This is a genomic window from Paenibacillus sp. BIHB 4019 (assembly GCF_002741035.1).
Classification (GTDB): Bacteria; Bacillota; Bacilli; order Paenibacillales; family Paenibacillaceae; genus Pristimantibacillus.
In genome coordinates this window covers 505,379-530,980 of sequence record NZ_CP016808.1, presented here as the reverse complement: position 1 = coordinate 530,980, position 25,602 = coordinate 505,379, and the positions used below count along the sequence as shown (strand labels likewise).

24 protein-coding genes and 1 CRISPR repeat array are annotated in these 25,602 nt (G+C 51.4%); of the genes, 16 read left to right on the top strand and 8 right to left on the bottom strand.

Annotation, left to right across the window (positions count from 1 at the left end):
- Window positions 1–40: 40 nt before the first annotated feature.
- Both BBD42_RS02460 and BBD42_RS02455 read right to left on the bottom strand, forming a co-directional pair.
- Window positions 41–877: an ABC transporter permease gene (locus BBD42_RS02460; protein ID WP_099516843.1), complete on the bottom strand. Its 837-nt coding sequence runs from the start codon at window positions 875–877 to the stop codon at window positions 41–43.
- Complete coding sequence (locus tag BBD42_RS02455) at window positions 874–2,073, bottom strand: quaternary amine ABC transporter ATP-binding protein (RefSeq protein ID WP_099516842.1); 1,200 nt, start codon at window positions 2,071–2,073, stop codon at window positions 874–876. The genes BBD42_RS02460 and BBD42_RS02455 overlap by 4 nt, the downstream gene beginning before the upstream one ends.
- Window positions 2,074–2,371: 298 nt before the next feature.
- On the opposite strand from BBD42_RS02455, the gene BBD42_RS02450 reads away from it, so the two are divergent.
- The 7 genes from BBD42_RS02450 (at window position 2,372) to BBD42_RS02420 (ending at window position 10,736) form a co-directional block, all read left to right on the top strand.
- Window positions 2,372–2,929, top strand: a complete 558-nt coding sequence (locus BBD42_RS02450) for a GbsR/MarR family transcriptional regulator (RefSeq protein ID WP_099516841.1) — start codon at window positions 2,372–2,374, stop codon at window positions 2,927–2,929.
- Window positions 2,930–3,109: 180 nt separating this feature from the next.
- Entirely contained in the window at window positions 3,110–4,159 is a 1,050-nt protein-coding gene (locus BBD42_RS02445; protein ID WP_099516840.1) for a histidine kinase, read from the top strand.
- Complete coding sequence (locus BBD42_RS02440; protein ID WP_099516839.1) at window positions 4,134–5,258, top strand: response regulator; 1,125 nt, start codon at window positions 4,134–4,136, stop codon at window positions 5,256–5,258. The genes BBD42_RS02445 and BBD42_RS02440 overlap by 26 nt, the downstream gene beginning before the upstream one ends.
- Before the next feature lie 189 nt (window positions 5,259–5,447).
- Entirely contained in the window at window positions 5,448–6,530 is a 1,083-nt protein-coding gene (locus BBD42_RS02435; RefSeq protein WP_237163338.1) for a protein-glutamate methylesterase/protein-glutamine glutaminase, read from the top strand.
- 20 nt (window positions 6,531–6,550) lie between these two features.
- A complete protein-coding gene (locus tag BBD42_RS02430) occupies window positions 6,551–6,979 on the top strand; it encodes a chemotaxis protein CheW (protein ID WP_099516838.1) in 429 nt (142 codons plus the stop codon).
- A gap of 90 nt (window positions 6,980–7,069) precedes the next feature.
- Window positions 7,070–9,112, top strand: a complete 2,043-nt coding sequence (locus BBD42_RS02425; protein WP_099516837.1) for a chemotaxis protein CheA — start codon at window positions 7,070–7,072, stop codon at window positions 9,110–9,112.
- Window positions 9,113–9,146: 34 nt separating this feature from the next.
- Window positions 9,147–10,736 carry a methyl-accepting chemotaxis protein gene (locus tag BBD42_RS02420; protein WP_099516836.1) on the top strand — a complete coding sequence of 530 codons (1,590 nt, stop codon included), beginning with the start codon at window positions 9,147–9,149 and terminating at the stop codon, window positions 10,734–10,736.
- 220 nt (window positions 10,737–10,956) lie between these two features.
- A CRISPR array of direct repeats spans window positions 10,957–11,255; the repeat unit is 33 nt; unit sequence GTCGCACTCCGTGTGGAGTGCGTGGATTGAAAC.
- Between the two features lie 157 nt (window positions 11,256–11,412).
- On the opposite strand, the gene BBD42_RS02415 is transcribed toward BBD42_RS02420, so the two are convergent.
- Entirely contained in the window at window positions 11,413–12,102 is a 690-nt protein-coding gene (locus BBD42_RS02415) for an AIM24 family protein (protein ID WP_099516835.1), read from the bottom strand.
- Window positions 12,103–12,105: 3 nt separating this feature from the next.
- Window positions 12,106–12,579: a DUF3450 domain-containing protein gene (locus tag BBD42_RS02410; protein WP_099516834.1), complete on the bottom strand. Its 474-nt coding sequence runs from the start codon at window positions 12,577–12,579 to the stop codon at window positions 12,106–12,108.
- Between the two features lie 331 nt (window positions 12,580–12,910).
- Between BBD42_RS02410 and BBD42_RS02405 the strand changes: the two genes are divergently transcribed.
- Entirely contained in the window at window positions 12,911–13,603 is a 693-nt protein-coding gene (locus tag BBD42_RS02405; protein ID WP_099516833.1) for a FadR/GntR family transcriptional regulator, read from the top strand.
- Window positions 13,600–14,808 (top strand): CynX/NimT family MFS transporter, encoded by a 1,209-nt coding sequence (locus BBD42_RS02400; protein ID WP_099516832.1) that lies wholly within the window; start codon window positions 13,600–13,602, stop codon window positions 14,806–14,808. The genes BBD42_RS02405 and BBD42_RS02400 overlap by 4 nt, the downstream gene beginning before the upstream one ends.
- 456 nt (window positions 14,809–15,264) lie before the next feature.
- Here BBD42_RS02400 and BBD42_RS02395 read toward each other — a convergent pair whose 3' ends face one another.
- A complete protein-coding gene (locus BBD42_RS02395; protein WP_099516831.1) occupies window positions 15,265–16,653 on the bottom strand; it encodes a sensor histidine kinase in 1,389 nt (462 codons plus the stop codon).
- Entirely contained in the window at window positions 16,653–17,366 is a 714-nt protein-coding gene (locus tag BBD42_RS02390; RefSeq protein WP_099516830.1) for a response regulator transcription factor, read from the bottom strand. The genes BBD42_RS02395 and BBD42_RS02390 overlap by 1 nt, the downstream gene beginning before the upstream one ends.
- A gap of 155 nt (window positions 17,367–17,521) precedes the next feature.
- On the opposite strand from BBD42_RS02390, the gene BBD42_RS02385 reads away from it, so the two are divergent.
- The 5 genes from BBD42_RS02385 (at window position 17,522) to BBD42_RS02365 (ending at window position 21,360) form a co-directional block, all read left to right on the top strand.
- On the top strand, window positions 17,522–18,439 hold the full coding sequence (locus tag BBD42_RS02385) for an ABC transporter ATP-binding protein (protein WP_099516829.1): 918 nt from the start codon (window positions 17,522–17,524) through the stop codon (window positions 18,437–18,439).
- Window positions 18,436–19,194, top strand: coding sequence for an ABC transporter permease (locus BBD42_RS02380; protein WP_099516828.1), 759 nt, complete (start codon window positions 18,436–18,438; stop codon window positions 19,192–19,194). Before BBD42_RS02385 ends, BBD42_RS02380 begins: the two co-directional genes overlap by 4 nt.
- A 9-nt stretch (window positions 19,195–19,203) precedes the next feature.
- Window positions 19,204–19,938, top strand: a complete 735-nt coding sequence (locus tag BBD42_RS02375) for an ABC transporter permease (RefSeq protein WP_099521409.1) — start codon at window positions 19,204–19,206, stop codon at window positions 19,936–19,938.
- Between the two features lie 168 nt (window positions 19,939–20,106).
- Window positions 20,107–20,868, top strand: a complete 762-nt coding sequence (locus BBD42_RS02370; protein ID WP_099521408.1) for an SDR family NAD(P)-dependent oxidoreductase — start codon at window positions 20,107–20,109, stop codon at window positions 20,866–20,868.
- Window positions 20,869–20,901: 33 nt separating this feature from the next.
- Window positions 20,902–21,360: a RidA family protein gene (locus BBD42_RS02365; protein ID WP_099516827.1), complete on the top strand. Its 459-nt coding sequence runs from the start codon at window positions 20,902–20,904 to the stop codon at window positions 21,358–21,360.
- Window positions 21,361–21,470: 110 nt separating this feature from the next.
- Here BBD42_RS02365 and BBD42_RS02360 read toward each other — a convergent pair whose 3' ends face one another.
- Window positions 21,471–22,478, bottom strand: coding sequence for an aldose 1-epimerase (locus BBD42_RS02360; protein WP_099516826.1), 1,008 nt, complete (start codon window positions 22,476–22,478; stop codon window positions 21,471–21,473).
- Between the two features lie 192 nt (window positions 22,479–22,670).
- Window positions 22,671–23,009, bottom strand: a complete 339-nt coding sequence (locus BBD42_RS02355; RefSeq protein WP_327204957.1) for a LytTR family transcriptional regulator DNA-binding domain-containing protein — start codon at window positions 23,007–23,009, stop codon at window positions 22,671–22,673.
- Between the two features lie 187 nt (window positions 23,010–23,196).
- Here BBD42_RS02355 and BBD42_RS02350 point away from each other — a divergent pair, with 187 nt between their 5' ends.
- Both BBD42_RS02350 and BBD42_RS02345 read left to right on the top strand, forming a co-directional pair.
- Window positions 23,197–24,279, top strand: a complete 1,083-nt coding sequence (locus BBD42_RS02350) for a lactonase family protein (RefSeq protein ID WP_172455365.1) — start codon at window positions 23,197–23,199, stop codon at window positions 24,277–24,279.
- A gap of 33 nt (window positions 24,280–24,312) precedes the next feature.
- Window positions 24,313–25,545, top strand: a complete 1,233-nt coding sequence (locus BBD42_RS02345; protein WP_237163337.1) for an MFS transporter — start codon at window positions 24,313–24,315, stop codon at window positions 25,543–25,545.
- The last annotated feature ends 57 nt before the right edge of the window (window positions 25,546–25,602 follow it).

Here is a 25,602-nt window from a genome sequence, read left to right as displayed (position 1 = left end):
AGCTATCCCGCAGTATAGGCGGGAAGGGACTTTAGATTAATTACGCTTTTTTCGTACGGCGAATCGCATTTTGCGTCAAGCGGTCGAGGATAATCGCCAGTATAACGATGGCAATCCCCGCCTCAAAGCCAACACCGGTGTTGCCCTGTGTCACCGCACGGTAAACGTACGAGCCGACACCTTGAGCGCCGATCATAGATGCGATAACGACCATCGAAAGCGACAGCATAATCGTCTGATTGATGCCCGCCATTATGCTTGGCAGCGCAATCGGCAATTGCAGCTTGATCAGCTTCTGCGACGGTGTAGAGCCGAACGCGTCCGCCGCTTCCGTCAGCTCTTCCGGAACTTGGCGTATGCCAAGATTGGTCATGCGAATTGTTGGTGGAATCGCAAAAATAATCGAAGCGATGACGCCAGGCACGACGCCAAGCGAGAAGAAGGAGACGGCAGGCAGCAAATAAACGAAGGCCGGCATCGTTTGCATAAAGTCAAGAATCGGAGTAACGATATTTTGAATGCTATTTTTACGTGCACACAAAATGCCAACAGGAACACCGACCACGACTGAAATGAGGGCGGAGGTCAGCACAAGCGACAGCGTCTGCATCGTCTGGCTCCAGTAGCCGAGATTATCAATGATGAGCAGGCCGATAAACGTAAACAGCGCCATGCGCCATTTGCCGAGAAACCAAGCCGCTGCGGTAAAAAGAATAATGAGCACGATCGCAGGGAAAAAATCGAGAACGGCATTTAGTCCGCCAACCGTTTCGCCAACGACCACTTTAATTAGCTTGAAAAGCGGACCGAGATGGGTTTCAAGCCATGTTTCCAGCGCCCCAATCCAATCTGCTAAAGGGATTTTGGGTATATTCATGCTTTAACACCTGCCTCTATTTCGGTATTGCCTGCGAGTGCGGCAAGCACTGCGCCTTTAATGACGATGCCCTTTAATCGGCTATTTTCGCCGATGACAGCAACGGGCAATCGGGCATTGCCCATCAGCTCGAACAGCTCATTGAGCAGCGTATCGGGTGATACGGTTGGAACATCACGCTGGGTCAACGATTCAAGCGACAGCCCTTCCTTCAATGCCTTGGCAGCATCGTCAGCCGTAATGACACCAAGCAAGCGCATTTCCCTATCTACCATGTACAAGCTGGAAATGCTTCTGGCACGCATAAGCTGGAGCGCAACGCGCGGTCCTCTCTCATTCGTAATCGTCTCGGCCTTCGCCATTACATGGGAGGCGGTGAGCACCTTGGACAAATCGACGTCCTCGACGAAACGCTCGACATATTTATTGGCCGGCTGCATCAAAATTTCTTCCGGCGAGCCGATTTGCACGATGCTGCCGTCTTTCATTAAGGCAATTTGGTCGCCAATGCGCAGCGCCTCATTCAAATCATGGGTAATGAAGACGATCGTTTTTTTCATCTTCGATTGCAGCTCCAGCAGCTCATCCTGCATATCCTTGCGGATAAGCGGATCAAGGGCACTGAACGCCTCATCCATCAGCAGTACCTCTGGATCGCTGGCAAGTCCCCTTGCAAGGCCTACGCGCTGCTGCATCCCGCCGCTTAGCTGCTCGGGATAACTGTCGCCGTAGCCTTTCAAGCCGACAAGCTCTAAAGATTGAATCGCCATTTCCCGGCGCTTCGACTTATGAATGCCTTGAACTTCAAGGCCGTATTCGATATTTTGCAGCACCGTACGATGCGGGAACAGCGCAAACTTCTGAAATACCATCCCGACATGCTTGCGCCGAAACTGTCTAAGCTGCTCAGCCGTCATTTTCAGGACATCCTTGCCATTAAACAGCACCTGTCCGCCCGTCGGCTCAATTAAGCGATTCAACAAGCGAACGAGCGTCGATTTGCCGCTGCCCGATAAGCCCATAATGACAAAAATTTGTCCGGCTTCTATCGAAAAATTAGCTTGATTCACGCCGACAGTCAGCTTCGTTTCTTTTAAAATCTTTTCCTTTGACCAGCCTTTATCCAGCAGCGGTATCGCTTTTTTTGGATCTGCTCCGAAAATCTTGGTCAGCTTTTTAGCTTCTATAATAGCCATGTAGTACCCCCTCCACGATCCTTGGCACAGGAAGCGAGGTGGACGCTTTATCATAACGCTTAATCACCAAGCTTCGAGTGTTCGTCTGCTTACAAGTGTAGTTGGATAACAATGTAATGGTCAAAAGGCGTGAGCCTTCGTATACTTTGTACAGTTATAACTTTACAAACTTTTCGTACAGAATACTCCTGATAACTCCCTTTTTCATATCAACATGTTTCTTTACATTTCCCTAGACGTTTGATTACAATACATGTTGTAGGATGAATGGGACACGCCACTCCTCAGGAGGATCGACATGGATGAACTTGCAGCATTAACAGAAGAGCAGCAGCAGCAGTTGCTGAAGACGCGTCGGCGCGTCATTGAATCAATTGGCAAAAACATGGATCTATATGGCATAACGCTGTCCATCGGGCATTTATATGGCAATATGTATTTCAACCGCGAGCCTGTCACGCTGGACGAAATGAGTGCTACGATGGGCATGAGCAAAACGTCAATGAGCACCGGAATGCGGACGTTATACGATCTGAAAATGATCAATAAAGTATGGGGCAAAGGCTCACGCAAAGATTTGTATGAGGTAGTGCCGGACTGGCATGAGAACTTTACAGACTTCTTCTCTATCAAATGGAGGAAGGCTGCGGAGCAAAATGTGCTTGCCCTAACCCGTTCTCTGAAGGAAATTGAACAGCTTGAGGAAAACACAGAGCAGTCCGAAGCCTTTCTGGAGGTGCTAGCTAGCGACAGGCAGAAGCTACAGGAAGCCCTTGCTTATTACAAATGGCTGGGACGCCTCATTGATGCTTTTGAATCAGGAGAAATTTACAAGCTGATTCCGAAGGAAGAGTAGGCAGCAGAATTTCGCACAACATAGCATACGTATAAAAAACATAGGTTTCGTGCAAGGCCGGTTGATTACAACCGGCCTTTTCTGCGTCTCCCTACGGAGTATAGTGTAAAGAGAAGCCGCTATAACCGATATAGTTACTAGACGTTCTTACCTACTATAATTTGGAATGGGGGATTTGCATTGCTTCATGCGCTTCTCGTTCATGACTGCGTAACCGAAAGAGCGATTATTACGGATGTTTTCACGGAACAACATATACAAATCTCGGCCGAGAGCAGGCTGGAAGCCGCTTTGCTCTGGTTCGAGCACGGCGGGGAAGCAGATTTATGCGTCATCGATGCTTCCTTGGCGGAGGAGGCGGTTGCCTTATGCCGTGCCATACGCGAGGCAGCCGTCAGGAAGGATTTGTATATCATTTTGCTGCTTGACCTGGAGGGCAGGGGACAATTAGAAAGCCTTTATGAAGCCGGGATGAATGATTATTTATTGCGGCCCTTTGCCGCCGCTGAGCTAAAGCAAAAGCTAGACATGCTCCTGCAGCTGAAAAGATTCGAGGCGGGGCTTGTGGAGACGGAGCTGGCGATGCTGCGGGCGAAGATAAAGCCGCATTTTTTATTTAACGCGATTGGAACGATTATATTTATTAGCAAGCGCAATGCGGAGGAGGCAAGGACACTGCTGCGCAGCCTAAGCGAATTTTTGCGCGGCAGCTTTGATTTTGAGAACAAGGCGGATGTCGTATCCTTCAAAGTCGAGCTGGCGCTCGTAAACGCCTACTTGAACTTGGAAAAGGCGAGATTTGGCAGCCGTCTGCATGTCAATTACAACTTGAAGGCTACACAATTCTATCTGCCTCCCTTTATCCTTCAGACGTTAGTGGAAAATGCCATTCGCCATGGCCTCACAGCAAGGTTGATTGGCGGAACGATTGATATAGGGACGCTGCTTGTCCCTGCTGGTGTGCGAGTGACAATCAAGGATGATGGCGTAGGCATTCGGGAGGAGGAGCTTGAGCGTTTCGCGCAGGTGAAGCAGCACTCGGAATACAGGCGAATGGCCGCCAGAGGGCAGCGCCAGGGCATGGGGCTTGCTAATACGAATGAGCGGCTCCTTCGCCATTTCGGCACAGGTCTGCAAATCAGGCGCCGCAAAAGCGGGGGAACGACCGTAAGCTTTTTGATACCAGCGCAGGGGGGACTTGTAAATGCTGAACGTTGCGGTGGTGGATGATGAGTATTGGGCGCTTGAGGAAATGAAGGAGTATTTGTCGAATTGTGAAGGGGTAGGCTCCATTATGCTTTACGATGATCCGCTTGAAGGGCTGACGGCGATCAAGCGTGAGCCGCCGGATATCGTATTTATTGACATTATGATGCCGACCGTTTCGGGCCTTGTATTTGCCGAGGAGCTGCTTGCGTCTTGCCCGGAGACAGCGGCTGTATTTGTGACGGCATTTGACGATTTTGCGCTTAAGGCCTACGAACTGAATGTAGAGGATTATTTATTGAAACCCGTTGCTCCGGAGCGGGTAAAGCGCTCTATCGAGCGTTTGCTTCGCCGCAGAAAGGGAAGAGGTACATTAACGGCCCATGCTGCTGTGCAGCGTGACCAAATCGATGTTCAATGCTTTGGCAAGCTAAGCCTTCATGGAGCTGGAGGGCCAGTCAAATGGAAGGTGTCGAAAACGAAGGAACTGTTCGCGTATTTATGGACGAACCGCGAATGCAAGGTAGGCGACATTTTCGAGGATGTGTTCCCAGGCATGGACGAATCGAAGGCGAGGGCGTATCTGCATACTTGCATTTACCAGCTTCGACAAATACTAAGGTGCAACGGGCTTGACGGGAAAATTCGCATTGAATCGCTGCGGGAAACCTACAAGCTGACAGCGGGCGATTTGTCTTCCGATATGCTGAGGTTTCAGCAATTAGCGAAGCGTGCAGTCGATACGGGCAGCTTGATTTTGCTGCGGCAGGCGGCTGCCCTCTATACCGAAGAGGTGCTGACGGATATTCCTGGCGTTTGGGTGTATCAGCTGCGCGAGCATTATCGGCTCATAGGAGCTCTTGTGATTGAGCGTCTTGTTGAAGGATTGCTCGTGCAGGGAGAAGTTTATTCAGCGACGGAATACGCACTGGGATATTTGAACAAGGAGCCCTACGATGAAGGTGCCTTGTGGCTCGTAGTTCGCTGCTATATGCGGGGCGGCAACCGGATGAAGGCGAACCTTGTTTTCACGCAATTTTGCAAGCGCAGCGCGGGAGAGATGGGCGTGTACTCGCAGGCCGAGCTGATTGGCCGTTATGAGTCGCTTGTGCAGGCAACTTGAGAGGAAAGTTAAAAGTCCACCCGGTGCATTTTTATAGCGCCAGGGTGGTTTTTTTGAGCTTTTTTCGATTATTTCGTAAAATTCGCTAAAAAAATCAGTAAAACGACAAAGGATTCAGTTTGGATTCAGAGCGTTTTGTTAAGGTAATAGGTAATTAGACATAGAAGAGTGCAAACAGGGGGACTGAAGATGCATCGAATACTCGTGGCAGATGACTCTTCTTTTATGCGGCATTTAATTAAGAGATACGTGGAAGAAGATCCGGAAATTCAAGTAGTGGGCGAAGCGAAAAATGGCGAGGAAGCAATTGCCGAGACGCTTCGGCTGCGGCCCGATGTCATTACGATGGATGTGGAAATGCCAGGCATGGACGGCTTGACGGCGCTCTCGGAAATTATGGCCCGCAGGCCAACTCCGGTCATCATGCTCAGCTCCTTTCAAAAATTTGGCGATGCGGAAATCGTTATGGCACTGCAGCGCGGAGCGGTTGATTTCGTCGCCAAGCCGTCTGGCGAGCTGTCGGCAGACCTTTATAAAGTAAAGTCAGAATTATGTGAAAAAATAAAAAACGCGGCGGGGGCGCCGATTAAACGGCTGCTGAAGCTGGCGGGCTTGACGCAGGCAGAAGCGCCCCCACAGCCATTGTCGCTTCTGCCATTGTTGAGGAATGCCAGACTGCGCACAGCTTCCGTCGTTAATGAACTGGTCGCTATCGGCACCTCTACAGGCGGCCCGCAAGCGCTCACGGTTTTATTGAAAGGCTTGCCAGCCTCTTTTCCGCATCCCATCGTCATCGTGCAGCATATGCCAGCTCCTTTCACGGCATCGCTTGCCCACAGGCTGGACGCTGTCAGTGCCTTAAAGGTTGTAGAAGCGAAAAATGGGCAGCAGCTGGCAAATGGGACAGTGTTTATTGCGCCTGGCGATAGCCATATGAATGTGGAGGAAAAGGAAGGCAGCTACTGGATCAAGCTGCATCAGAAGCCTATTGCGGGCTTGCATCGTCCTTCCGTAGATGAGCTGTTCCGCTCCATTATGGCGCTTGGCCGTTTAAAGCGGCATTTGGTGCTGCTCACTGGGATGGGCAGTGATGGAGCGGAGCAAATGCTGCGAGCGAGAAACGCCGGCCAAGCGGCGACGACGATTGCGGAGTCGAAGGAAACGTGCATCGTATACGGCATGCCAAGGGCGGCGGTGGAGCGAGGCATCGTCGACTATGTGCTGCCGATTGAGCAAATTAGCAAAAAGCTGCTGGAAATCATAAGCGGTTAAATATGAGAGGGGGTGAAACCATGCAAGGGGTAGATCAGATGCAGTATGTACAATTTAGCGTTGGAGAAGAAAGTTATGGCATCCGAATAGCAGAAGTCCATGAAATTATACGGATGCAGGACATTACCGAAATACCCAACTGCCAGTTTTATGTGAAGGGCGTCATCAATTTACGGGGCAAAATTATTCCGGTCATTAGCTTGCGCTCATTATTTTCGCTCGATGAGGATGTGTATTCGAAAGCGACGCGCATCGTTGTCGTACATCATCAGGAGGAATCGATTGGCATTATTGTCGACCGGGTGCATAAGGTCACGACGTTCCAAGATATTCAGCCTCCGCCAGAGCGGGTAGGCGGCATAAACGGCGCCTATTTTACCGGAATCGGTCTTACAGAATCAGAGCTGGTCGGCATATTGAAGATCGATGAGGTGCTGCTGCGCGACTAATGCTGCGTGACTCTTAACTAGCAAGTTTCAACTAGTCAATGAGCCAGTCAACCAGTCAGCTTTCAACATAACGCTTACGGGGTGGTGCATATGTTCGATAACTCGGAATTCAGGCAAGTGTTTCTTGAAGAATTAGAGGAACAGATTATGACGATGGAAGAAGAGATTTTGTCATTGGAAAAGCAGGGCTCTCACTCCGAGGGCATTCAGCGGCTATTCCGGGCAGCCCATACGATTAAAGGCTCATCCGCCGCTATGGGCTACATGGAGCTCAAGCAGCTCACCCATGAGTGGGAGCATTTGCTTGATATGCTGCGTAATGAAGAGCTTACGATGACGCGCGAGTTAACAAATTTGTTTTTCCAATGCTTGGACTTCATTAAGGATTTGCAAAACAGCATTATCCAAGAGGTGCTTCTGCCAGACCCAACGGCGATGATTAAGGAGCTTGAACGCTTTTCTAAAGCAAATGCTGGCTCAGCGGCATCTAAACAGGAGGCGGCAGTAGAAGCTTTGCCGGAGGATGCGGAGCAAGCGCTGCAAGCAAGTATACATAACGGACAAGCCGTATTTCTAATAACGGTCCGGCTTACTGAGGATTGCATGATGAAGCTGGCCCGCATTAGCATTATAGACCTTTCTTTGCGGGCATTGGGTGAGGTGCTGTGGAGCGAGCCTAATCTGAAGCTGGTGCAGGATGACCGGGATATTCACGCCATACGCTGGTTGATTGCCGGGGATGCGGAGCCGAATGCATTAGAGCAGGCAGTTGCTGGTCTGATGGATGTGCAAAGCGTAAGAGTAGAGAAGGCAGAGCCTTCTCAGCAGAAGTTTGCCGCGGCAGCAGCAACGGAGGAGCAGCTTCTGGAATTTGCCGCAAGCAGTGCCAGTTCGCCGGAGACTGATGAAGCAGACAAGCCGCAGCAGGCCAGAGCAGCAGCGAAGCAGCAGACGATCCGCGTTAATGTGGAGCGGCTGGAAAATGTGCTCGATTTGCTGGGAGAGCTGGTCATCGACCAAACGCGCTTGAAGCAAGCGATTCAGACGCTGCATCAAGTGCATGGACATTCGGAAACGATGGATGACCTTGGCGAAATTAGCGACCACCTGTCGAGGCTGATCGGCAGCCTTCAGGAAAACGTAATGAAGGTGCGGATGCTTCCTATCGAACAGCTGTTCAATCGTTTTCCACGCATGGTTCGCGATTTGGCGCAAACGCTGCATAAGCAGGTAGATTTGCAAATGATTGGCGGAGATACAGAGCTTGACCGCACGCTCATTGAAGAGGTAGGCGATCCGATGATCCATTTGATCCGCAACGCTGTTGACCATGGCATTGAAATGCCGGAAGAACGGCTGAAGCGTGGCAAGTCCGAGCAGGGGATGGTTCGTATTAGCGCTGCGCATGAGGATAATCAGGTGGTCGTCGTCGTAGAAGATGATGGTGGCGGCATTGATACGGGCAAGCTGCGAAAATCCGCTGTCGCCAAAGGCGTCATTAGCGAAGAGGAAGCGGCGATGATGGATGAGCATAAAGCGCTGCGCCTTATTTTTCACCCGGGCTTCTCCACGGCTTCGCAGCTTAGCGATGTATCGGGCAGAGGCGTCGGCATGGATATCGTGCGAACGGATATTGAGCGGCTGGGCGGCATTATAGATATCGATACGACGGTCGGTGTGGGAACGAAGTTTACGATTCGGCTGCCGCTGACGCTTGCGATTACGACGGGCCTGCTCGTGAAGGCGAGCGACCAAACGTTTATTTTGCCGATGAGCGCGGTTGTCGAAATTATTCGGGTTGATACGAGTACGCTCAAGATGATTAAAGGCTCGCCGGTCATTAAAATCCGCAATCAAATTGTTCCATTCATTTGGCTCCATGAAATGTTCGGTTATGAGCGGCAGGAGGGCGGCCCAGACAAAATTCCGGTCGTCATGATCGGCAGGGCGGAGCAGCGGCTGGCGATTGCGGTTGATCAGCTGCTTGGCAATCAAGAGGTCGTTATTAAGACGCTCGGTTCCTATGTAGGCAAAGTAGATGGCATTTCGGGCGCGACGATTTTAGGCAATGGCCGCATTGCGTTAATTTTGGAAATTGGCGGCATTATGAAAAAAGCGAGCGGTTTGATCTAAACACATTGGAACAAGAAAAGGGAGGATATTTGATATGAAATGGTTCAACAACTTGAAAATCAGCGTCAAATTAATATCCGCGTTTCTGATCGTTGCGATTATTTTAGGTGTTGTCGGTCTGTTTGGCATTTATAATTTAGGTAAAATGAATACGTCCCAGGATGATATGTATTTTAACAATTTGATTCCGGTTAAAGAAGCTTATGAGGCTCAGGTCAACTATACCCGTTTGCGTGTACAGATCCGAAACCTTTATTTGCATGATACGGATCAGCAGAAGCAGGCGGAGCTTGCTACGATTAAGGAAACTACAGCACTCGTCGATCAGGCTGTTGATAAATATAAAGCGACCGATTTAAGTGTTACTGCCCAAAAAATCATCGATAGCTATGATGTGGAATGGAAAACCTATCAAGACGTTTATGCGCGCGCAATTGAAATCGGCAGCTCGGGCAATGAAGCAGCATTCAAAGGCTTCATTAACAACGAGCTGAAAACGCAAGGCGATATTGTTTTCAATTTGCTGAAGGAAAGCATTGAGCTTTCCATTCTTGAAGCCGATCAAGCGAATCAAAGGGGCGAGGAAACGTATAACAGTGCACTGACCATTACGATTATTATGGTGGTGCTGGCATTCCTCCTGAGTATTGTCTTTGGCATTGTGCTGGCTCGAATGATTTCGAAGCCGCTGGGACGGATCGTTGTTTTGGCGAAAAATGTGGCCGATGGCGACCTGCGCGAGAAGGTGAACATCGACTCCACAGACGAGGTCGGCAAGCTTGCTAGCTCCTTCAACCATATGATTGACCGTTTGAATGGAACGGTTAGCGGCATTATTGAATCGTCGCATAACGTAGCTGCGGCAGCGGAGCAAATTTCGGCGGCGACAGAGGAAATTGCCGGCGGCAGCACGGCTCAGGCAACGGCAGCACAGACGATTCATGAGCTGTTCAGCGAGCTGAAGATGGCGATCCAATCGGTCGCTCAAAGTACGGAGCAAGCATCCGAGCTATCGGATTCCGCGATGAAAATTGCTAGGGAAGGCCGCACCATTATCGACGATTCGGTGAAAAGCATGAACGGCGTGCGCGAGCAAATGTCCCAGCTGGAGCAGGATTCCCATCAGGTTGGCGATATTATCGAGGTCATTGAGGATATTGCCGATCAAACGAATCTGCTTGCGCTGAATGCAGCCATTGAGGCTGCCCGGGCAGGCGAGCAAGGACGCGGCTTTGCTGTTGTAGCTGATGAGGTGCGCAAGCTGGCGGAGCGAAGCGGCGAAGCGACGAAGAAAATTACGGTCATCATTCAAGGCATGCAGCAAAATACGAAGCGCAGCGTGAATGCAGTCGAGGAAAGCGCAGCATTGTCGGAGAAAACCGGAGAAGCGTTCGAGCGCATTACGAAGATGGTCAACGATACAGGCCATCGCGTGTCCGAAATTGCCGCAGCAAGCGAAGAGCAGGCGGCCCAAGCCGCAAACGTGCTGACTACCGTTGAAAATGTGTCCGCCGCAGCCGAAGAGTCCGCAGCAAGCAGCGAAGAATCCGCTGCAACCGCGCAATCGCTGGCCCAGCTGGCGGATGATCTCCAGCATACGGTGTCGAGCTTTAAGACGGCGTAGTTGAATAAAGTTTTTTAGCAGCTGAGGCTACATGCCCAGGTGCGAATGTGAAGCTCACATAAAAACCCTAGGGGATTCGCACCTCAGAAATTGTAGAAACATGTCGATTTTGAGCTATTTCAAGAAAAGTCAAGGTTTGATCTAGATTTTACTAGTATTATATTTATTGAAAAAAGAGGTGATTGATGCCATGATGGGATCAATCACCTCTTTTTTCGCTGTCGCACTCCGTGTGGAGTGCGTGGATTGAAACGCCTTTATTCGTCCCGACTAAAATATTGCAGCAGTCGCACTCCGTGTGGAGTGCGTGGATTGAAACTTTGTAGAACTCCTCGGTTTGCTTGCGTAGATCGTCGCACTCCGTATGGAGTGCGTGGATAGAAACTCCTTTACGCCCCCATGACAATCTGCTATCATAGTCGCACTCCGTGTGGAGTGCATGGATTGAAACATGCGATGTCGTCGCCCCCACCTCTGTAATACGTTGTCGCACTCCGTATGGAGTGCGTAGATTGAAATCGTAATAAATATGAATATTTTTCACTCTAAATTTGCAACTACTTATATCGCTCAAAAACTAACGTTTTTATCTTTCTTGAAAAAGAACACCTCATATAAAAAAACACCTGAAACCGCTAATACAGCGATTTCAGGTGTTTTTTGCAATGCCCTTTTACTATTTAATATACACGCTGCCGAACGGCAGCACTTCGCGCAGCAAGCGCTTGAAGAAGCCGTCGTTTTGCAGCGGATGCTCCAGGTCTTTCCCATGCGAGCCCGTCTGAATAAGGACAGGGCCGCTGCCGGTTATTTTCCACTGGACGTTCATGTTCTGGCTCGCTAGCTGATTGCCGTAAACGGCAAGCTGGATGCTCGCATTGGCGGGATAAGCGACGAGCGAGCTCGTATTTACAAAAAGCGGGCGCTCCTTGTCCAACTGGAGCACCGCAATGTCGCCGCTTGTGATGACGCCAAGGTCGCCGGGGCCGGAGAAGCGCATCCGCACCAGCTCGCGGGTAATCCACACATTTTTCATTTTTTGAATGACGCTTTTGAGCTGCATGCCGTCTGTGAAATAGAGCACGTGGCGATAATCGAACAGCAAATCGCTTTCCGGTCCGATGGGGATCGTCTCCAGCGAGCAGCCCGGCGGCAAGCCGATAATAAATTCGGAGGGGCCGCTCAGCAGGGCGCGAACCCATTTCTTTTTGCGATAAACGCCTGCCAAATTCATAAAACGATCCTCGCGCTGCTGTGGTGCGCCTTGGTAAGCAATAATCGCTCCCGGATGGAGCACATGGAGCTTGTCCGCTTCCTGAAGCGTCACCTTCACATGTCCAATCGGCGCGGGGGAGGTTGCTTTCATCGACTACACTCCTCTGCCGGCATGCTTCTGCTTGCGCCAAACGAGATAACGCCATACGCGCAGGGAAAGAATATAGGCGAAAATCAAACTCATAATGATGAGTGCTGTATTGATGAGCTTTTGCGTAAAGCTGGCTTGCTTCTGCTTGATTTGCTCCATTTCTTGTATAAGCGCGTTGTTCTGTTCCATTAGCTGCTCATTGGTTTTGCGGAACTGCTCGTTCTGCTGCATGAGCTCCTCTTGCCTGGCTGCATATTGCTCTGCACTTTGCAGCGACTCGGTGAGCTGCTCCTTCTGTGCATCAAGCTGCTGCTTGGCATCCATATATTGCTGCTCCAGCGCGTCGATTTTTTCGGGGGCGGAGAAAATGCCCTTTATGTTGCTCCACATGCTTGCTTCGGCAACCTTATGCGGCAATAACAGAAATAGCAAGGACATGAATAATAGAGTAGAAACAAGGAATGGCGCTTTTGGCAACGTTGATCCCTCCTCAGATAATGCGATAGCTTTAGTGTAGCTTCTTTTTTGCCCATTTGCTAGATTGGCAGGACAAGTTTATCGAAAGAACGATTCATTTCGACAGCATCCATGCGGGAAGCAAAGCAATCTAAAGAGTTATACGACATTAAATGAGGATTGGTAACGATAGAAAATAATAGAATTACAATTTACTAGGTTGTTTATGCAAACTTCAATTTATCGAAGCTTGGTTTTTAGGGAAGAAGTTGTCTCCACGATATAAGTGTGTTAAAATACCAATTAACCAAACATCCTATGTTTGATAAATAGATGAAATGAGGACTGACGTATGCTTCAGAAAACAAATCGATTGACGCTGGTCGAGCAAGTCGCATTGCAAATGGAAAGACAGATCGAATCCGGCAAGTGGGCGGTCGGGATGCGTATTCCGGCCGAGCCAGAGTTGATGGTCGAGTTGAATGTTAGCCGCAATACATTGAGGGAAGCGGTTCGGGCTTTGATCCACGCGGGACTCTTAAAGACGAAGCAAGGGGACGGAACGTACGTCAGCTCTTCGAGCGCGCTGGGAGTCGTACTGCAAAAACGAATCATGCGATCCGATACGCTGCAGACGTTGGAAGTCCGGCATGCACTCGAACGCGAGGGAGCCCATCTGGCTGCACAGCGCAGAACGGACGAAGAGGCGCGCGAGCTCCTTCTCCAATTGGAACGCTGGGAGGGGGCGGCAGCACGCGGTGACATGGATGCCATTGTTACGGAGGATATCCGTCTTCACCAAGGCATCATCGCGGCATCTCATAATGAAATCTTGATTGAATTATACAACCACATCGCGGACGCGTCACAGGATTCGATTACAAGCTTGACTCGTTATGAAGCCGATGGGGATTTCGTGGAGATGCATCGGCAACTGGTTCAAGCGATTGTCGATCAAGACGCCGATCGTGCCGTGGCAACGGTTCACCGTTATATTGCGGAATCGAAAGCTGTTCTTGAGGTCAAAGGAGGCGAGCGGCCATGAGCGTAACAAGCGATACGAAGCCAATGATGGCGAAGAAGTCTTTGTCGCTGGGTTGGCCGATCATCCTCGGCATCGTCCTGATTGCACTGACCATGCGGTCGCCGCTAACGTCGGTAGGCCCATTGGTCGGCTCGATTCGCGAATCCCTCGGACTGTCGAATGCTGCGGCAGGTCTGCTCACTACACTGCCGTTGCTTGCTTTCGCGCTGCTTTCACCGTTCGCACCCTTTCTGGCACGCCGCTTCGGGGCGGAGCGGACCCTGCTTTATGCGCTGGTTTTACTCATGGCGGGCATCGCGATCCGTTCGTTGAGCGCAACCGTTTCATTGTTTGCAGGCACTGCTTTGATTGGGCTGGCGATTGCGGTGTGCAACGTGCTCATTCCAAGTTTGGTCAAACGGAATTTTGCTCATCAAGTCGGCCTCATGACCGGCGTGTACTCCGTATCAATGAATTTATGCGGGGCGATCGCATCCGGTGTCAGTGTTCCGGTCGCCCGCGATCTCGGTTTCGGCTGGAATGGCGCGCTTGGCATATGGGGCATACTCGTTCTGTTGGCCGCGCTGTTCTGGTTGCCTCAAGCCCGGGCGAGTCGGGCGGCTGTTGGGGCAGCGACGAGCGGTGCGTCGAAGCGCGGAAGTCTGTGGCGTTCGCCACTGGCATGGATGGTTACGATTTTTATGGGGATGCAGTCTCTCTTATTCTATGTGCTGATCGCTTGGATGCCTGAAATCATGTCAAGCCGGGGCTTGAATGAAGACAGCGGCGGCTTGCTGCTGTCGCTGTTTCAGATGGCCGCGCTGCCCGTAGCGTTCATTGTGCCGATCGTGGCGGGACGCATGAAGAACCAACGTTTGCTGGTCATCATCATGTCGGTTCTGCTGTTTGTTTCATTGGGAGGCCTTTATTTCGGAGGAAATGCGTTCATTTCGTTGTGGACCGTTTTACTCGGAATTGGCGGAGGATGTGCGTTCAGCTTGGCCATGATCTTTTTAAGCTTGCGAACGAAAGATGCCTTCGATTCCGCGGCTCTTTCCGGCATGTCGCAATCGGTTGGCTATTTGCTGGCGGCAACCGGACCGATCTTGTTCGGTCTGCTTCATGATATTACGGCAAGCTGGAAGCCCCCGCTGTTGCTGCTGCTTGTCGTTAGCGCTCTGCTGCTCCTGTCTGGCCTCGGCGCCTCCAGAAATCGCACGGTATAAGACACATGATAGTAAATACAGACCCAAACAAGTCCATGAATGAATGAGTGGATGAATGGATGAAGAAAAATAAGCAGAGCAGCGTCTGCCATCTCCCAAGTCAGCCGGAATACCATTCACAAAGGATTGCGCAAACTGGAAGACTCTATACCCGTCTGACGGTCTAAGCCATTCGCGAATTGCTGATTCGCGAGAAGGGCTATACGGAGGAAGAACTGCCCTCGTTTGATTGTATGGTTCTACTATTTTTTGAGTTTGCCTAAGCGGACAGGAAATCCGCTATTGCCCTCATTATCCTATCAAAATGGCGAAAATCGGCGCATTAGCGGCTCCTGAGTCCGCATAAGGTGCCATAACCCATGATTTTGTTAAAATAGCTGCTGCTGTGTCCACCACGTTGATCCAAGTGCAGGGAGCAGCTCTTTAGCCTCTAGAGTATTCCTAGCACACAACAGCTTATCCCGCTTCCAAGCAAGGCAGCTCAAGCTCGGCGGTGAGTCCGGCTCCAGGCCCGTTAGTTAACGTCAGCCGCCCGTGATGGGCTTTGGCTATTCGGCAAGCCATCGGCAGGCCGAGACCATGTCCGGAAGGTCTGGCATATTTTCGATTTGCGGAAAAAGGCAGCTCCAGCACATCGGCCAGCTCCTCCGGCGGGATGCCTCGTCCATTGTCTAATACGATGAAGCGGCACGTATGCTTGTCGTCCGCAAGCTCTGCTCGAAGCCTGATTTCGCATCCCTGTGGATTATGGCGAATCGCATTGTGGACGAGATTGGTCATGGCGCGCAGCAGCAGACGCTCATCCCCGTATATTTGGGCGGTTTCGTTTATGTCGTCCATTTCGAGCGTAAAGCTGGGCTCAAGCCCCGCATTAATTATATCGGATGCCACCTGTCGAGTCAGGGCGGCCAGCCGCAAAGCCTTCGGAGTGAGCGGCTGCATTTCATATTCCAGCATGGAAACGAGATTTAAGTCGCTTACTAAGGTGCGCAGCTTCTCTGCTTGATAGCGGATAATCCCCGCATGCTTTCGCTGCAACGGCGGAATTTCTTGATGCTCCTCCAGCTCGCTGGCATAGCCGAGCACCATGGACAGCGGAGTGCGAATGTCATGGGAAATGCCAGCGATCCAGTTGGATCGCGCTTCATCCCTGCTTTTGAGCGAAGCATTTTTCTGATGCAGCAGCGATGAGGCGTGGTTGACAGACTGGGCCAGGTCAGCGAGCATTCCTTTAGGCTCAAGCTGCACCTCCTGATCCGCAGCAAGCGCCTGTATGCCCTGCGTCAGCGGGCGGATGGAAAGCAGGAGCCGGGAACCGATCAGCAGGGCGGCAATCAGAACCAGCACTAGGTTCCCTATGAGTAGGAGCAGGGCGCGCAGCGGCAAATTTTTGACCCAGTCGGTCGGCAGTATATGCTGGTATTTGACAAGGCTGTCCTTCGGATAGCCGATCACGATAAGTCCGTCTGCATGCTCCCACACAAATACGGGATAATCCATCAAGTAGCTCATGGAAAGCTTGGCGACATCCGTCAAGCTATAATGGGCAGGGAGCTCTTCGGGCAAGCTGTGCCCCCACGTGACCTGTCCTGCCGAGCTAATCAGCATCGCCCACACCTGCTGGCTATCCAGCCGTGCCGCTGTTTCGGCCTCAAGAACATACCCATTATTCGCAGCCTTCAGCCCTTCAGCCGTATGCCGCACAACTGCGGCTGGCGAACTTCCCTCGACCGTCCCTGTACTAACCCAGATGAGCAGCAGCAAAAAGTTAAGCATGAGCAAAGAGAGCGAGATGAGCATCGTCGCCCCAATAAAACGCTTTAAAATACGAACGGTGCCTCCCATTATATCTCCTCCTTGACCAGCAGCTTGTATCCCAAGCCGCGAACAGTCAGCAGATGCTCAGGATTGGAGGGCAGCTCTTCTATTTTTTCACGAATGCGGCGAATATGAACCATTAAGGTATTTTCATACCCATAATAATCATCGCTCCAAGCTGCTTGGCAAAGGGCATCATTGGTCACAATACGGTTCCGGTTTTCGTAAAACTTGGTTAGCAGGACAAGCTCCTTGGCGGTTAAAGAATCGTCATCGCTGGACGTCCGCACAACGCCGCTTTCCAGATCAATGACATGGGGGCCCAATTGAAAAATAGGGCGCTGCTCCTGACGGAATGGTGCATATACTCGCCGTAAAATCGCGCTCAAACGAAGCAGCAGCTCGCGCGGCAAAAAAGGCTTTACCATATAATCGTCGGCGCCCAGCCCAAGACCGAGCAAACGATCCTCATCCTCTCCTCTAGCGGATAGATAAAACACAGGAACGCTTGAGAACTGCCGCAGCGACTTGAGCAGGGAGAACCCATCCCCGTCAGGCAGCATAATATCCAAAAGGACGAGGTCCGGCTTAGCCGACCGTACGGTACGCAGTGCCTCTGCACAGGTAGCCGCCTGAAATATGCGGGTAAAGCCTTCTTTGCGTAAAAAACCTTCGACCATTTCCCTCAAATCGCTCTCATCGTCGACGATGAGCAGCTTTTTATGTTTTAAGTCTTCCATATTGTTCATCACCTATTTTCAGTATACCTTGCTTTTGCTGGTTTTGGAGCGTGACAGGCCGCCATTGGCCTGATTTAAGGCTGGCGTAAGGTTAGCTTCAGTTTACAGCAAGGCGGCATCGTTATGCTTGATTGACAATATCAAGAATGGAGTGAATGACGATGCAAGCGATTGTATCTACCCGCGGCCTGTCCAAACGGTACGGCAGCAGCTATTCCGTCGAAAAGCTCGACTTAATGGTGGAAGAGGGAGAGATTTATGGCTTTCTTGGACCGAACGGAGCGGGGAAATCGACGACATTAAAAATGATTCTTGGGCTCGCCCAGCCGACGGAGGGCAGCGTAACGGTATTCGGCAAGGAGCTGGCCAAGCACCGCCGCCTTATTTTAAGCCAAACGGGCTCTCTGATTGAATCTCCTTCCTACTACGGCCATCTGACGGGCCTTGAAAACATGCGCGTCGTCCAGCGGCTGCGGAATGTGCCCGGCAGCCATGTGAGGGAAGCGCTGAGAATTGTCCGGCTGGAGCAGCAGCAGCATAAAAAAGTATCGCAGTATTCCTTGGGCATGAAGCAGCGCTTAGGCATTGCGATGGCGCTGCTGGCTTCGCCTAAGCTGCTCGTGCTGGATGAGCCGACGAATGGGCTCGATCCGGCAGGTATTGGTGAAATTCGCGAGTTGATTAAATCTTTGCCGCAGCGCTTGGGTATGACGGTGCTAATCTCCAGCCATCTATTGTCGGAAATCGAACAGATCGCCACCTCGGTAGGCATTATCCATCAAGGCAAAATGCTGTTCCAAGGCAAGCTGGATCAGCTGCGAAATGAAAGCCAGCCGACGATTGCCTTTAAGACGAGCCAAAATCCGATGGCGCATTCGCTGCTCGCTGCCCAAGGCTTTACGCCGATTTTACAAGATGGCTTCCTGCGGCTGCGCCATCTGGCGGATGCCCAGATAGCGCAAATCAATAGGGAGCTGCTTGCCGAAGATATTGACGTGCTGCGCATCGAAGAGCATAAGAAAAGCTTGGAGAGCCTGTTTCTCGAATTGACGGGGAAGGAGCGCAGCCTATGATTCGCTCGATTTGGCTGGAAGGCTACAAGCTGCGCCGAAGATACGTCGGGTTGACGGTACTGCTGGTGATGGGGGTGGAAATGGGGTGGGCGTTTATGGCAACAAGCATGTCCATCGCCCGTAATCCTGATCAGGCCAGCTGGGAGCCGCTTATTGCGATGACGGCATCCTTGAACGGTCTGTTTGCCCCTATTCTTGCAGCAATCTGCGTATCGCGGATTTGTGATATGGAGCATAAAGGCAATACGTGGAAGCTGCTGCTTTCCATGTCTGTCAAGCGGGAGAGGTTATATGCTGCCAAATATGGCTGTGTGGCGCTTATTTTGCTGCTTGCCTGTTTTGTGCAAGTATTGGCGCTAATCGGCTTCGGCAAAATAAATGGTTTTGAGGAAGCGGTGCCTATTATGCTGCTCGGACGCTTGCTTGCTGGAACGATGGCTGCCCACTTGGCCGTCATTGCCCTGCAGCAGTGGCTATCCATGGCGCTTAAAAATCAGGCTTTCGCGCTATGTCTCGGTATGCTTGGCGGGTTCATTGGCATGGCTGCTGATCTGTTTCCGAGTGCGATAAGGCCATTGTTCATTTGGTCGTATTATTCGGGACTTAGTCCGGTTGCCCAAAGCTATACGGATAATCAGCTTGAATTTATAGCGCGTGATTTAGGGGCGGGGCTTCCGATGCTGGGGCTGCTGCTATTCATGGGACTGTTAATCTATGGAGCAGGCCGGTTGCATATATCCAGACAGGAGGTGTAGAGAATGTTGATGCTAAAAAGGGCAGTTCCCGCTGAATGGCTGAAGCTTCGCCATTCGCATCTATGGATCGTATTGATAGCGCTGCCGATCGTCAGCGTTCTGATGGGCTGCGGTAATTTTTATATGAATCAGGGTGTCCTGCAAAATGGCTGGTATAGCTTATGGTCGCAAGCCGGGCTGTTTTATGGCGAGTTTTTCTTGCCGGTGCTGATCGCTATTTGTTGTGCTTATCTGTGCAGATTGGAGCATTCAGGAAAAAACTGGAACATGCTGCTGACAGCGCCGATTCCGGTTGCCAGCATTTTTTGGGCCAAGCTTTTTACAGCAGGCATGCTGACGGCTTTTGTACAAGTGGTGTTTGTCCTGCTGTATATAATAGGGGGCACGATGGTTGGTTTAAGCCTCTCCGAATTGCCGGGAGAATTATACGGCTGGCTGGTGAGGGGATGGCTGGCTGCTGTTACGATCAGCAGCTTCCAATTGCTGCTGTCCATGCGAATACGCAGCTTTGCCGTCCCCGTAGGAATTGGGCTAGGGGCAGCTTTTCTGGGGCTGGGCATGTATGTAGCGAAGGCCGGGCTGTTTTTTCCGCATTCGCTGCTGACGATTGGGATGGGCGTGCTTAGCCCGGAGAGTTTGCCGCCTCAGCAGCAGCTAACGGTTGTGATTGTGAATTTGTTTTATATAGCTGCATTCAGTGCCGGCGCCATTTACCGAATGAGAACGGCTGACGTTTCGGCATAAAGCCCATCGCCATCGGCCCCATGAACAGCATTAGGCATCATTCGTCAAAATAAGCACAATATTGAAATTTTAAATATACGCAGGTACAAGGATATGGTAGCCTAGGAGGGAAGCGTTACCAATGATGAACGACGAATGTTGAATGAACAAAGGAGCTGAACGTTTATGCTGCAACTTGACTTGACTGGAAAGACCGCGCTCGTAACCGGAGCAACTGGGGATTTGGGGCGCGTGATGGTTAGAACGCTCGCAGATTGCGGGGCGGATATCGTCATTCATTATCGGAGCAATGAGGACAAGGCGCTGGAGCTGAAGCAGGAGGTTGAGGCCTTGGGCAGACGTGCGATTACGGTTCAGGCAGATATTACGAAGCAAGGCGATGTGGATAAACTGCAAGCGGAAGCAGCGGCAAGCCTTGGACATGTGGACATCGTCGTGGCGAATGCCGTTATTCAGTACCAATGGGAAAGCGTGCTGAAGCAGCCGGTTGAGGACTATGAAAGCCAGTTTGAATCCTGCGTCATGCAAAGCGTCTATTTGGCCAAAGCATTCGTTCCGGCAATGGTGGAGCGCGGCGGCGGCCGTTTTATCGGTATTAATACGGAATGCGCCATGCAAAATGCGCCCGGCCAATCGGCCTACGTAGCAGGCAAAAGAGGCATGGACGGCGTATACCGCGTGCTTGCCAAAGAGGTTGGCGAGAGCGGCATTACGGTCAATCAAGTGGCGCCGGGCTGGACGATCAGCGATCGGGACCGTGCTGCAGGCAGCGAGCGCAATGAAGGCTATGAGAAAAATGTGCCGCTGAAGCGGCGGGGAAGCGATCAGGAAATTGCCAACACAGTCGCTTTTCTGGCCTCCGAGCTGTCCAGCTTCATTACGGGGGCGTATGTGCCGGTCAATGGCGGAAATGTTATGCCAGCCATCTAATTAAGCTACATAAATCGATAGGGGGGAGTTCTCTTGTCCGAGTCTACGATTAGCAAACGACTTGTTGAGCTTGGTATTGTACTGCCAGCGGCAAGCGAGCCTGCGGCTAAATACGCTAACTTTGTAAATGTGAATGGACTGCTGTTTGTTTCGGGCAAAGGGCCTTCTGGGAACCCGAAAGGCAAGCTGGGCAAAGACTTCTCTACGGAGGAAGGCTATGAATTTGCCCGGCAGGCGGGGCTGGAGGTGCTCGCTGTGCTGGAGCAAGCATTGGGCTCTCTCGATAAAGTAAAACGGGTCGTAAAAATTCAAGGCTTCGTCAATGCGACAGCTGAATTTGAAGAGCATCACAAGGTGCTCAATGGCTGCTCGGACTTAATGATGGATGTGTTCGGGGAAAAAGGAAGCCATGCCCGCTCCGTCCTCGGAGCCGTTTCAGTAAGAAATAATCTCCCGATTATTGTAGATTCCATTTTTGAAGTAGAGGAGTAGGGCTGCGCTAAAGCTCCTGTGCTGAAGATACCGCTGTTCCTTTCATGAAAAAAGCCGGAGCGCCCGCTCGTACGCGGGGCTTCGGCTTTTCCCTTTATTATTGCTGCCTATTACTTGGCAGCTGGCTTCACATACATGCGGCTCGTCTCTTCCCAGATGCCGTTTGGCTCCAGGCTGACCAGGCCGATTTCGTCTGCTGGCAAATCGACATTCGGTGCGTTGACGAGGTTAAGCTGCGGCTCAGGGCAGAAGAACTGACCGGAGGCGTTGCTGTTCCACACCATCCACTGTTTATAGGCGGTTCCTGCATCATAGACCAAAGTCACTTGCTCGCGCGCATCCGTGAGCTCCATCTGATTGCGGCCATTGCGCGTCTCCACCGTATAGTGATTGTCCAGTGGCTCAAAATAAGGGGAAGCGCCCGTCGTCTTGAGCTTCTCCTCGTTGGCGCTAAGCGGCAAAAACTGTCCGGTTGGCAGCATGCGCTCGTTCAGCTCCCAGCGTTTTCCTGCTGTCAGCGTGAAGCTGTAGTCTTCGGAAGAGCTTTGTGGGGCAAAAGGCGCATTGATCGCTGTATGGAAGCCGATTAGGCAAGGCATAGCGTCGTTCCCGCGGTTATGTACGGAAATATGCTGGAAGAGTCCTTGATCGCTCAATGAATAACGCAGCGTAATCGCAAAACGATGCGGCAAATACGTATAAACCGGATGCTGCTCATCCACTGCGATTTGAAGGAGCACGAAGCTTTCGGTTTTCAGTGTGCCGTAGTCCAGCACTTCCCATGCAGCCGTATGTACGAAGCCATGTAAATGGTTTCCTGTTCTTGGCTCATTGATTGGGAACGTATACGTCTTGCCGTTCATTGTGAACGTGCCATCTTGATAACGGTTCGGAGGGAACAGCACGGGAATGCCGTGAGTGCCGGGACTTGCTTTAAATGCGGCCATTTCACTCTCAGCTGGCTCATGCAAAAAATGATAGCCCTTCTCTACATCGCGGAACGCAATCAGGTTAGCCCCTACTGCGGGCAAAACCGCAGCCTCGTAGGCGCCCCATTTTAGCCAAACGGCTGGTTCTCCATGAAATGCTTGCTCAAGCGCTTGTCCTTGCTTGCTCATAATAGCCTCCTTAAATTTGGCGAATATTTGGCGATTCATGCTCCAGATTAGAATAACAGGATCAAAGTAAACACACAACCGCCGTATTCCGTTAAACACGGTATACGGCGGTTGTGTGTGAATGAACGGCGACTGCGTGCGCATATGGACGTCGTTTATTAGCGTGCTGTGCGGTATGTGCCTGTTAACCGATTACTGCGCTTGCCCTAAGAGCTGCTTGATGACGGTTTGCTTGCGTCTAGGGATAGGGACGTTCTTGGAGTCGGATGCATCGGTTCCGAAATAAGCAATGCCGTCCGTGATCGCCTTCACCTTGCGAATGTTAATGTAGCAATTGGAGCTGACTTGATAAAAGTGGCTGTCATCAATCAGCTTGCGAATCTGGTCCCCGGTCATTCTTTTCTTTATATTGTAGTTTCTGCCGTGGAAGCTGACGAGCTCGGGCATGCCGACCTTGAAAAAAAGGACGTCCGACTCAATTTCAAAATCCTCGTAAATGTTGCGTTCACCGTTCAATCCAGTATTCATCATTCCATAAGCCCCCTTCAAGAAATGAGAATGAAAACGGAAAATTGTTAGCGCTTACATTATATCATGGGCAGAAGACATTGGAAAGCGTTTTTTCGAAAACGGTTGTCTGCTTATTTTCATTGTGCTATGGTCACTATAAATATAAAAATTACGCTTACATAATGAGAGTACGAGAGGATGAATACGATTGAAAGCAAATAAGCTCGCAGGGATCGTCTATATCGGCTGCTATGGCAGTGCTTCGGAGCCGTGTATTTATGTAGCGACACAGGATAGCGAATCCGGCTTGCTGAATGTGATTCAGCAGGTAACAGGCATTGAAAATGCGTCATTTTTGAATGTGAATGAAGCACGGGACCGGTTGTATGCGGTCAGTGAAACGGCGGAGGCGAACGGCGTGCCGGGCGGGGAGGTTGCTGCTTATGCGATTGACCCTGAAACCGGCAAGCTGAGCGAGTTGAACCGCCAGTCTACCCATGGCGAGCATCCTTGTTATGTCAGCTCGGATGGCCATTCGGTATTCGTAGCTAATTATACAGGGGGAAATGCAGCGGTGCTGCCGCTTGCAGAGGATGGTTCTTTGCAGCCAGCGGCGGCAGTTGTCGGCAGCAAGGGGGAGCTGGGGCCAAATGCAAGCCGTCAGGATGCGCCGCATGCCCATGCGATTTTGCCGCTCGGCGGGCCATCGCCTTATGTTTACATAACGGATCTCGGCACGGATTCCATCCTTCTTTACCGCCACAATCCACAGGGAGCGGAGCCGCTTCAGCTTGCGTCCTCCTACCAGCTGAATGCTGGAGCAGGGCCGCGGCATTTGGCGCTGCATGAGCAGCTGCCAATCGTCTATGTGATGAATGAGCTGGATTCGACAGTGTCGGTGCTGCGAAAAAATGGAGAGGATGCAGGCTCTTTGGAGCTGGTGCAGACCATTAGCGCGCTGCCTGAAGGGTTTAATGCGTACAACGATGCGGCGCATATAGCGCTGGCACCGTCGGGCAAGTTTTTGTACAGCTCCAATCGCGGCCATGACAGCATTGCGGTATTTGCAGTGAATGCGGCTGATGGCAGCCTAACGCTGGTGCAGCATATTTCCTGCGGCGGAGAAGGCCCGCGCAATTTTGCGCTTGCTCCTGATGGCAGCAGGCTGCTCGTGGCGAACCAGAAGACCAATCACCTTTTGAGCTATCAGGTTGATGCAGGCAGCGGCAGATTGACGCCTGAGGGCGAGCTTTTACAAATTTCGAGTCCTGTGTTCGTCTGGATCGGTTAAGCACAGCACAATCAGTGAGAGAAGGCTAATGGCATGTCCAATGTAGACACATTAAGCAAACCGGTTAAAACGATGGATACGAAAAATAAAGCGTTATTTGGCATATTATTCGCAATTAGCGGCGTCCACCTGCTGAATGATTCGATGCAGTCGGTCGTCGCGGCCCTATTCCCGATTTTTGAACAATCGCTCGGTCTAACGTTCGGGCAAATCGGCTGGATTACGTTTACGCTGTATATGACCTCATCCGTGCTGCAGCCGGTTATTGGCATTTTATCGGATAAAAAGCCTGCACCGTGGATGCTTATCGCCGGCATGTGCTGCAGTATGGCAGGGATGGCGGGACTCGCTTATGCGCCAAATTTCTGGACGCTATTGCTCGCTGTTGTGTTCGTTGGCTTTGGTTCAGCGGTATTCCATCCCGAGGGCTCGCGGGTTGTTTATTTTGCTGCGGGCGGCAGACGAGGTCTGGCGCAGTCGATCTATCAGGTCGGCGGCAATTTTGGACAAGCGCTAGCGCCGCTCATGACGATTTTTATATTCGTCCCGCTTGGGCAGCGAGGCGCCGTATGGGGGACGCTGCTGGCGCTGGCAGGCATTATCCTGCTGCTGCGCATCGTGCCTTGGTACGCAGCGGAGCTGGCAGCGAAAGGACTCGCTGATCGCAAGGCGAAACAGAGCGGCGCAGCAGCAAATGCGGATACACTCAGCACGAAAGCGGTAGCCATTGCGCTTGGGCTGCTGCTAGTTATGGTGTTTGCCCGCTCCTGGTACGCAGCTGGGCTCACAAGCTTTTACCAATTTTATTTGCAGCGGGATTATGGATTGTCGATTGGCGCCGCGCAGGTGCCGCTCTTTCTGTTCATGGCGGCGGGCGTCGCTGGAACGTTCCTCGGCGGCATGCTGTCCGACCGCTTCGGGCGCAAGCGGATGCTGCTATTCTCGATTGCGGGAGCAGCGCCGCTGACCGTCATTTTGCCGCATTTGCCGATTTTCTGGGTATATCCCGTCATTACGCTGCTGGGACTCATTCTCCAATCGAGCTTCTCGGTCAGCGTCGTCTATGCGCAGGAGCTAATGCCAGGCAAAGTCGGCATGGCATCCGGGCTAATTACCGGGCTCGCCTTCGGCATGGGCGGCTTGGGAGCAATCGTGCTTGGCACAGCAGCCGACCATTACAGCATTGCTCAGGTGATGTACGCCTCCAGCGTGCTGCCGCTGCTCGGCCTGTTCGGCATATTGCTGCCGAAGGATCGGCGGAATTAGGATGTGAATGAGGAAGTCTCCAAAACCGTGGATTAGAGCGGTTTTGGAGACTTTTTT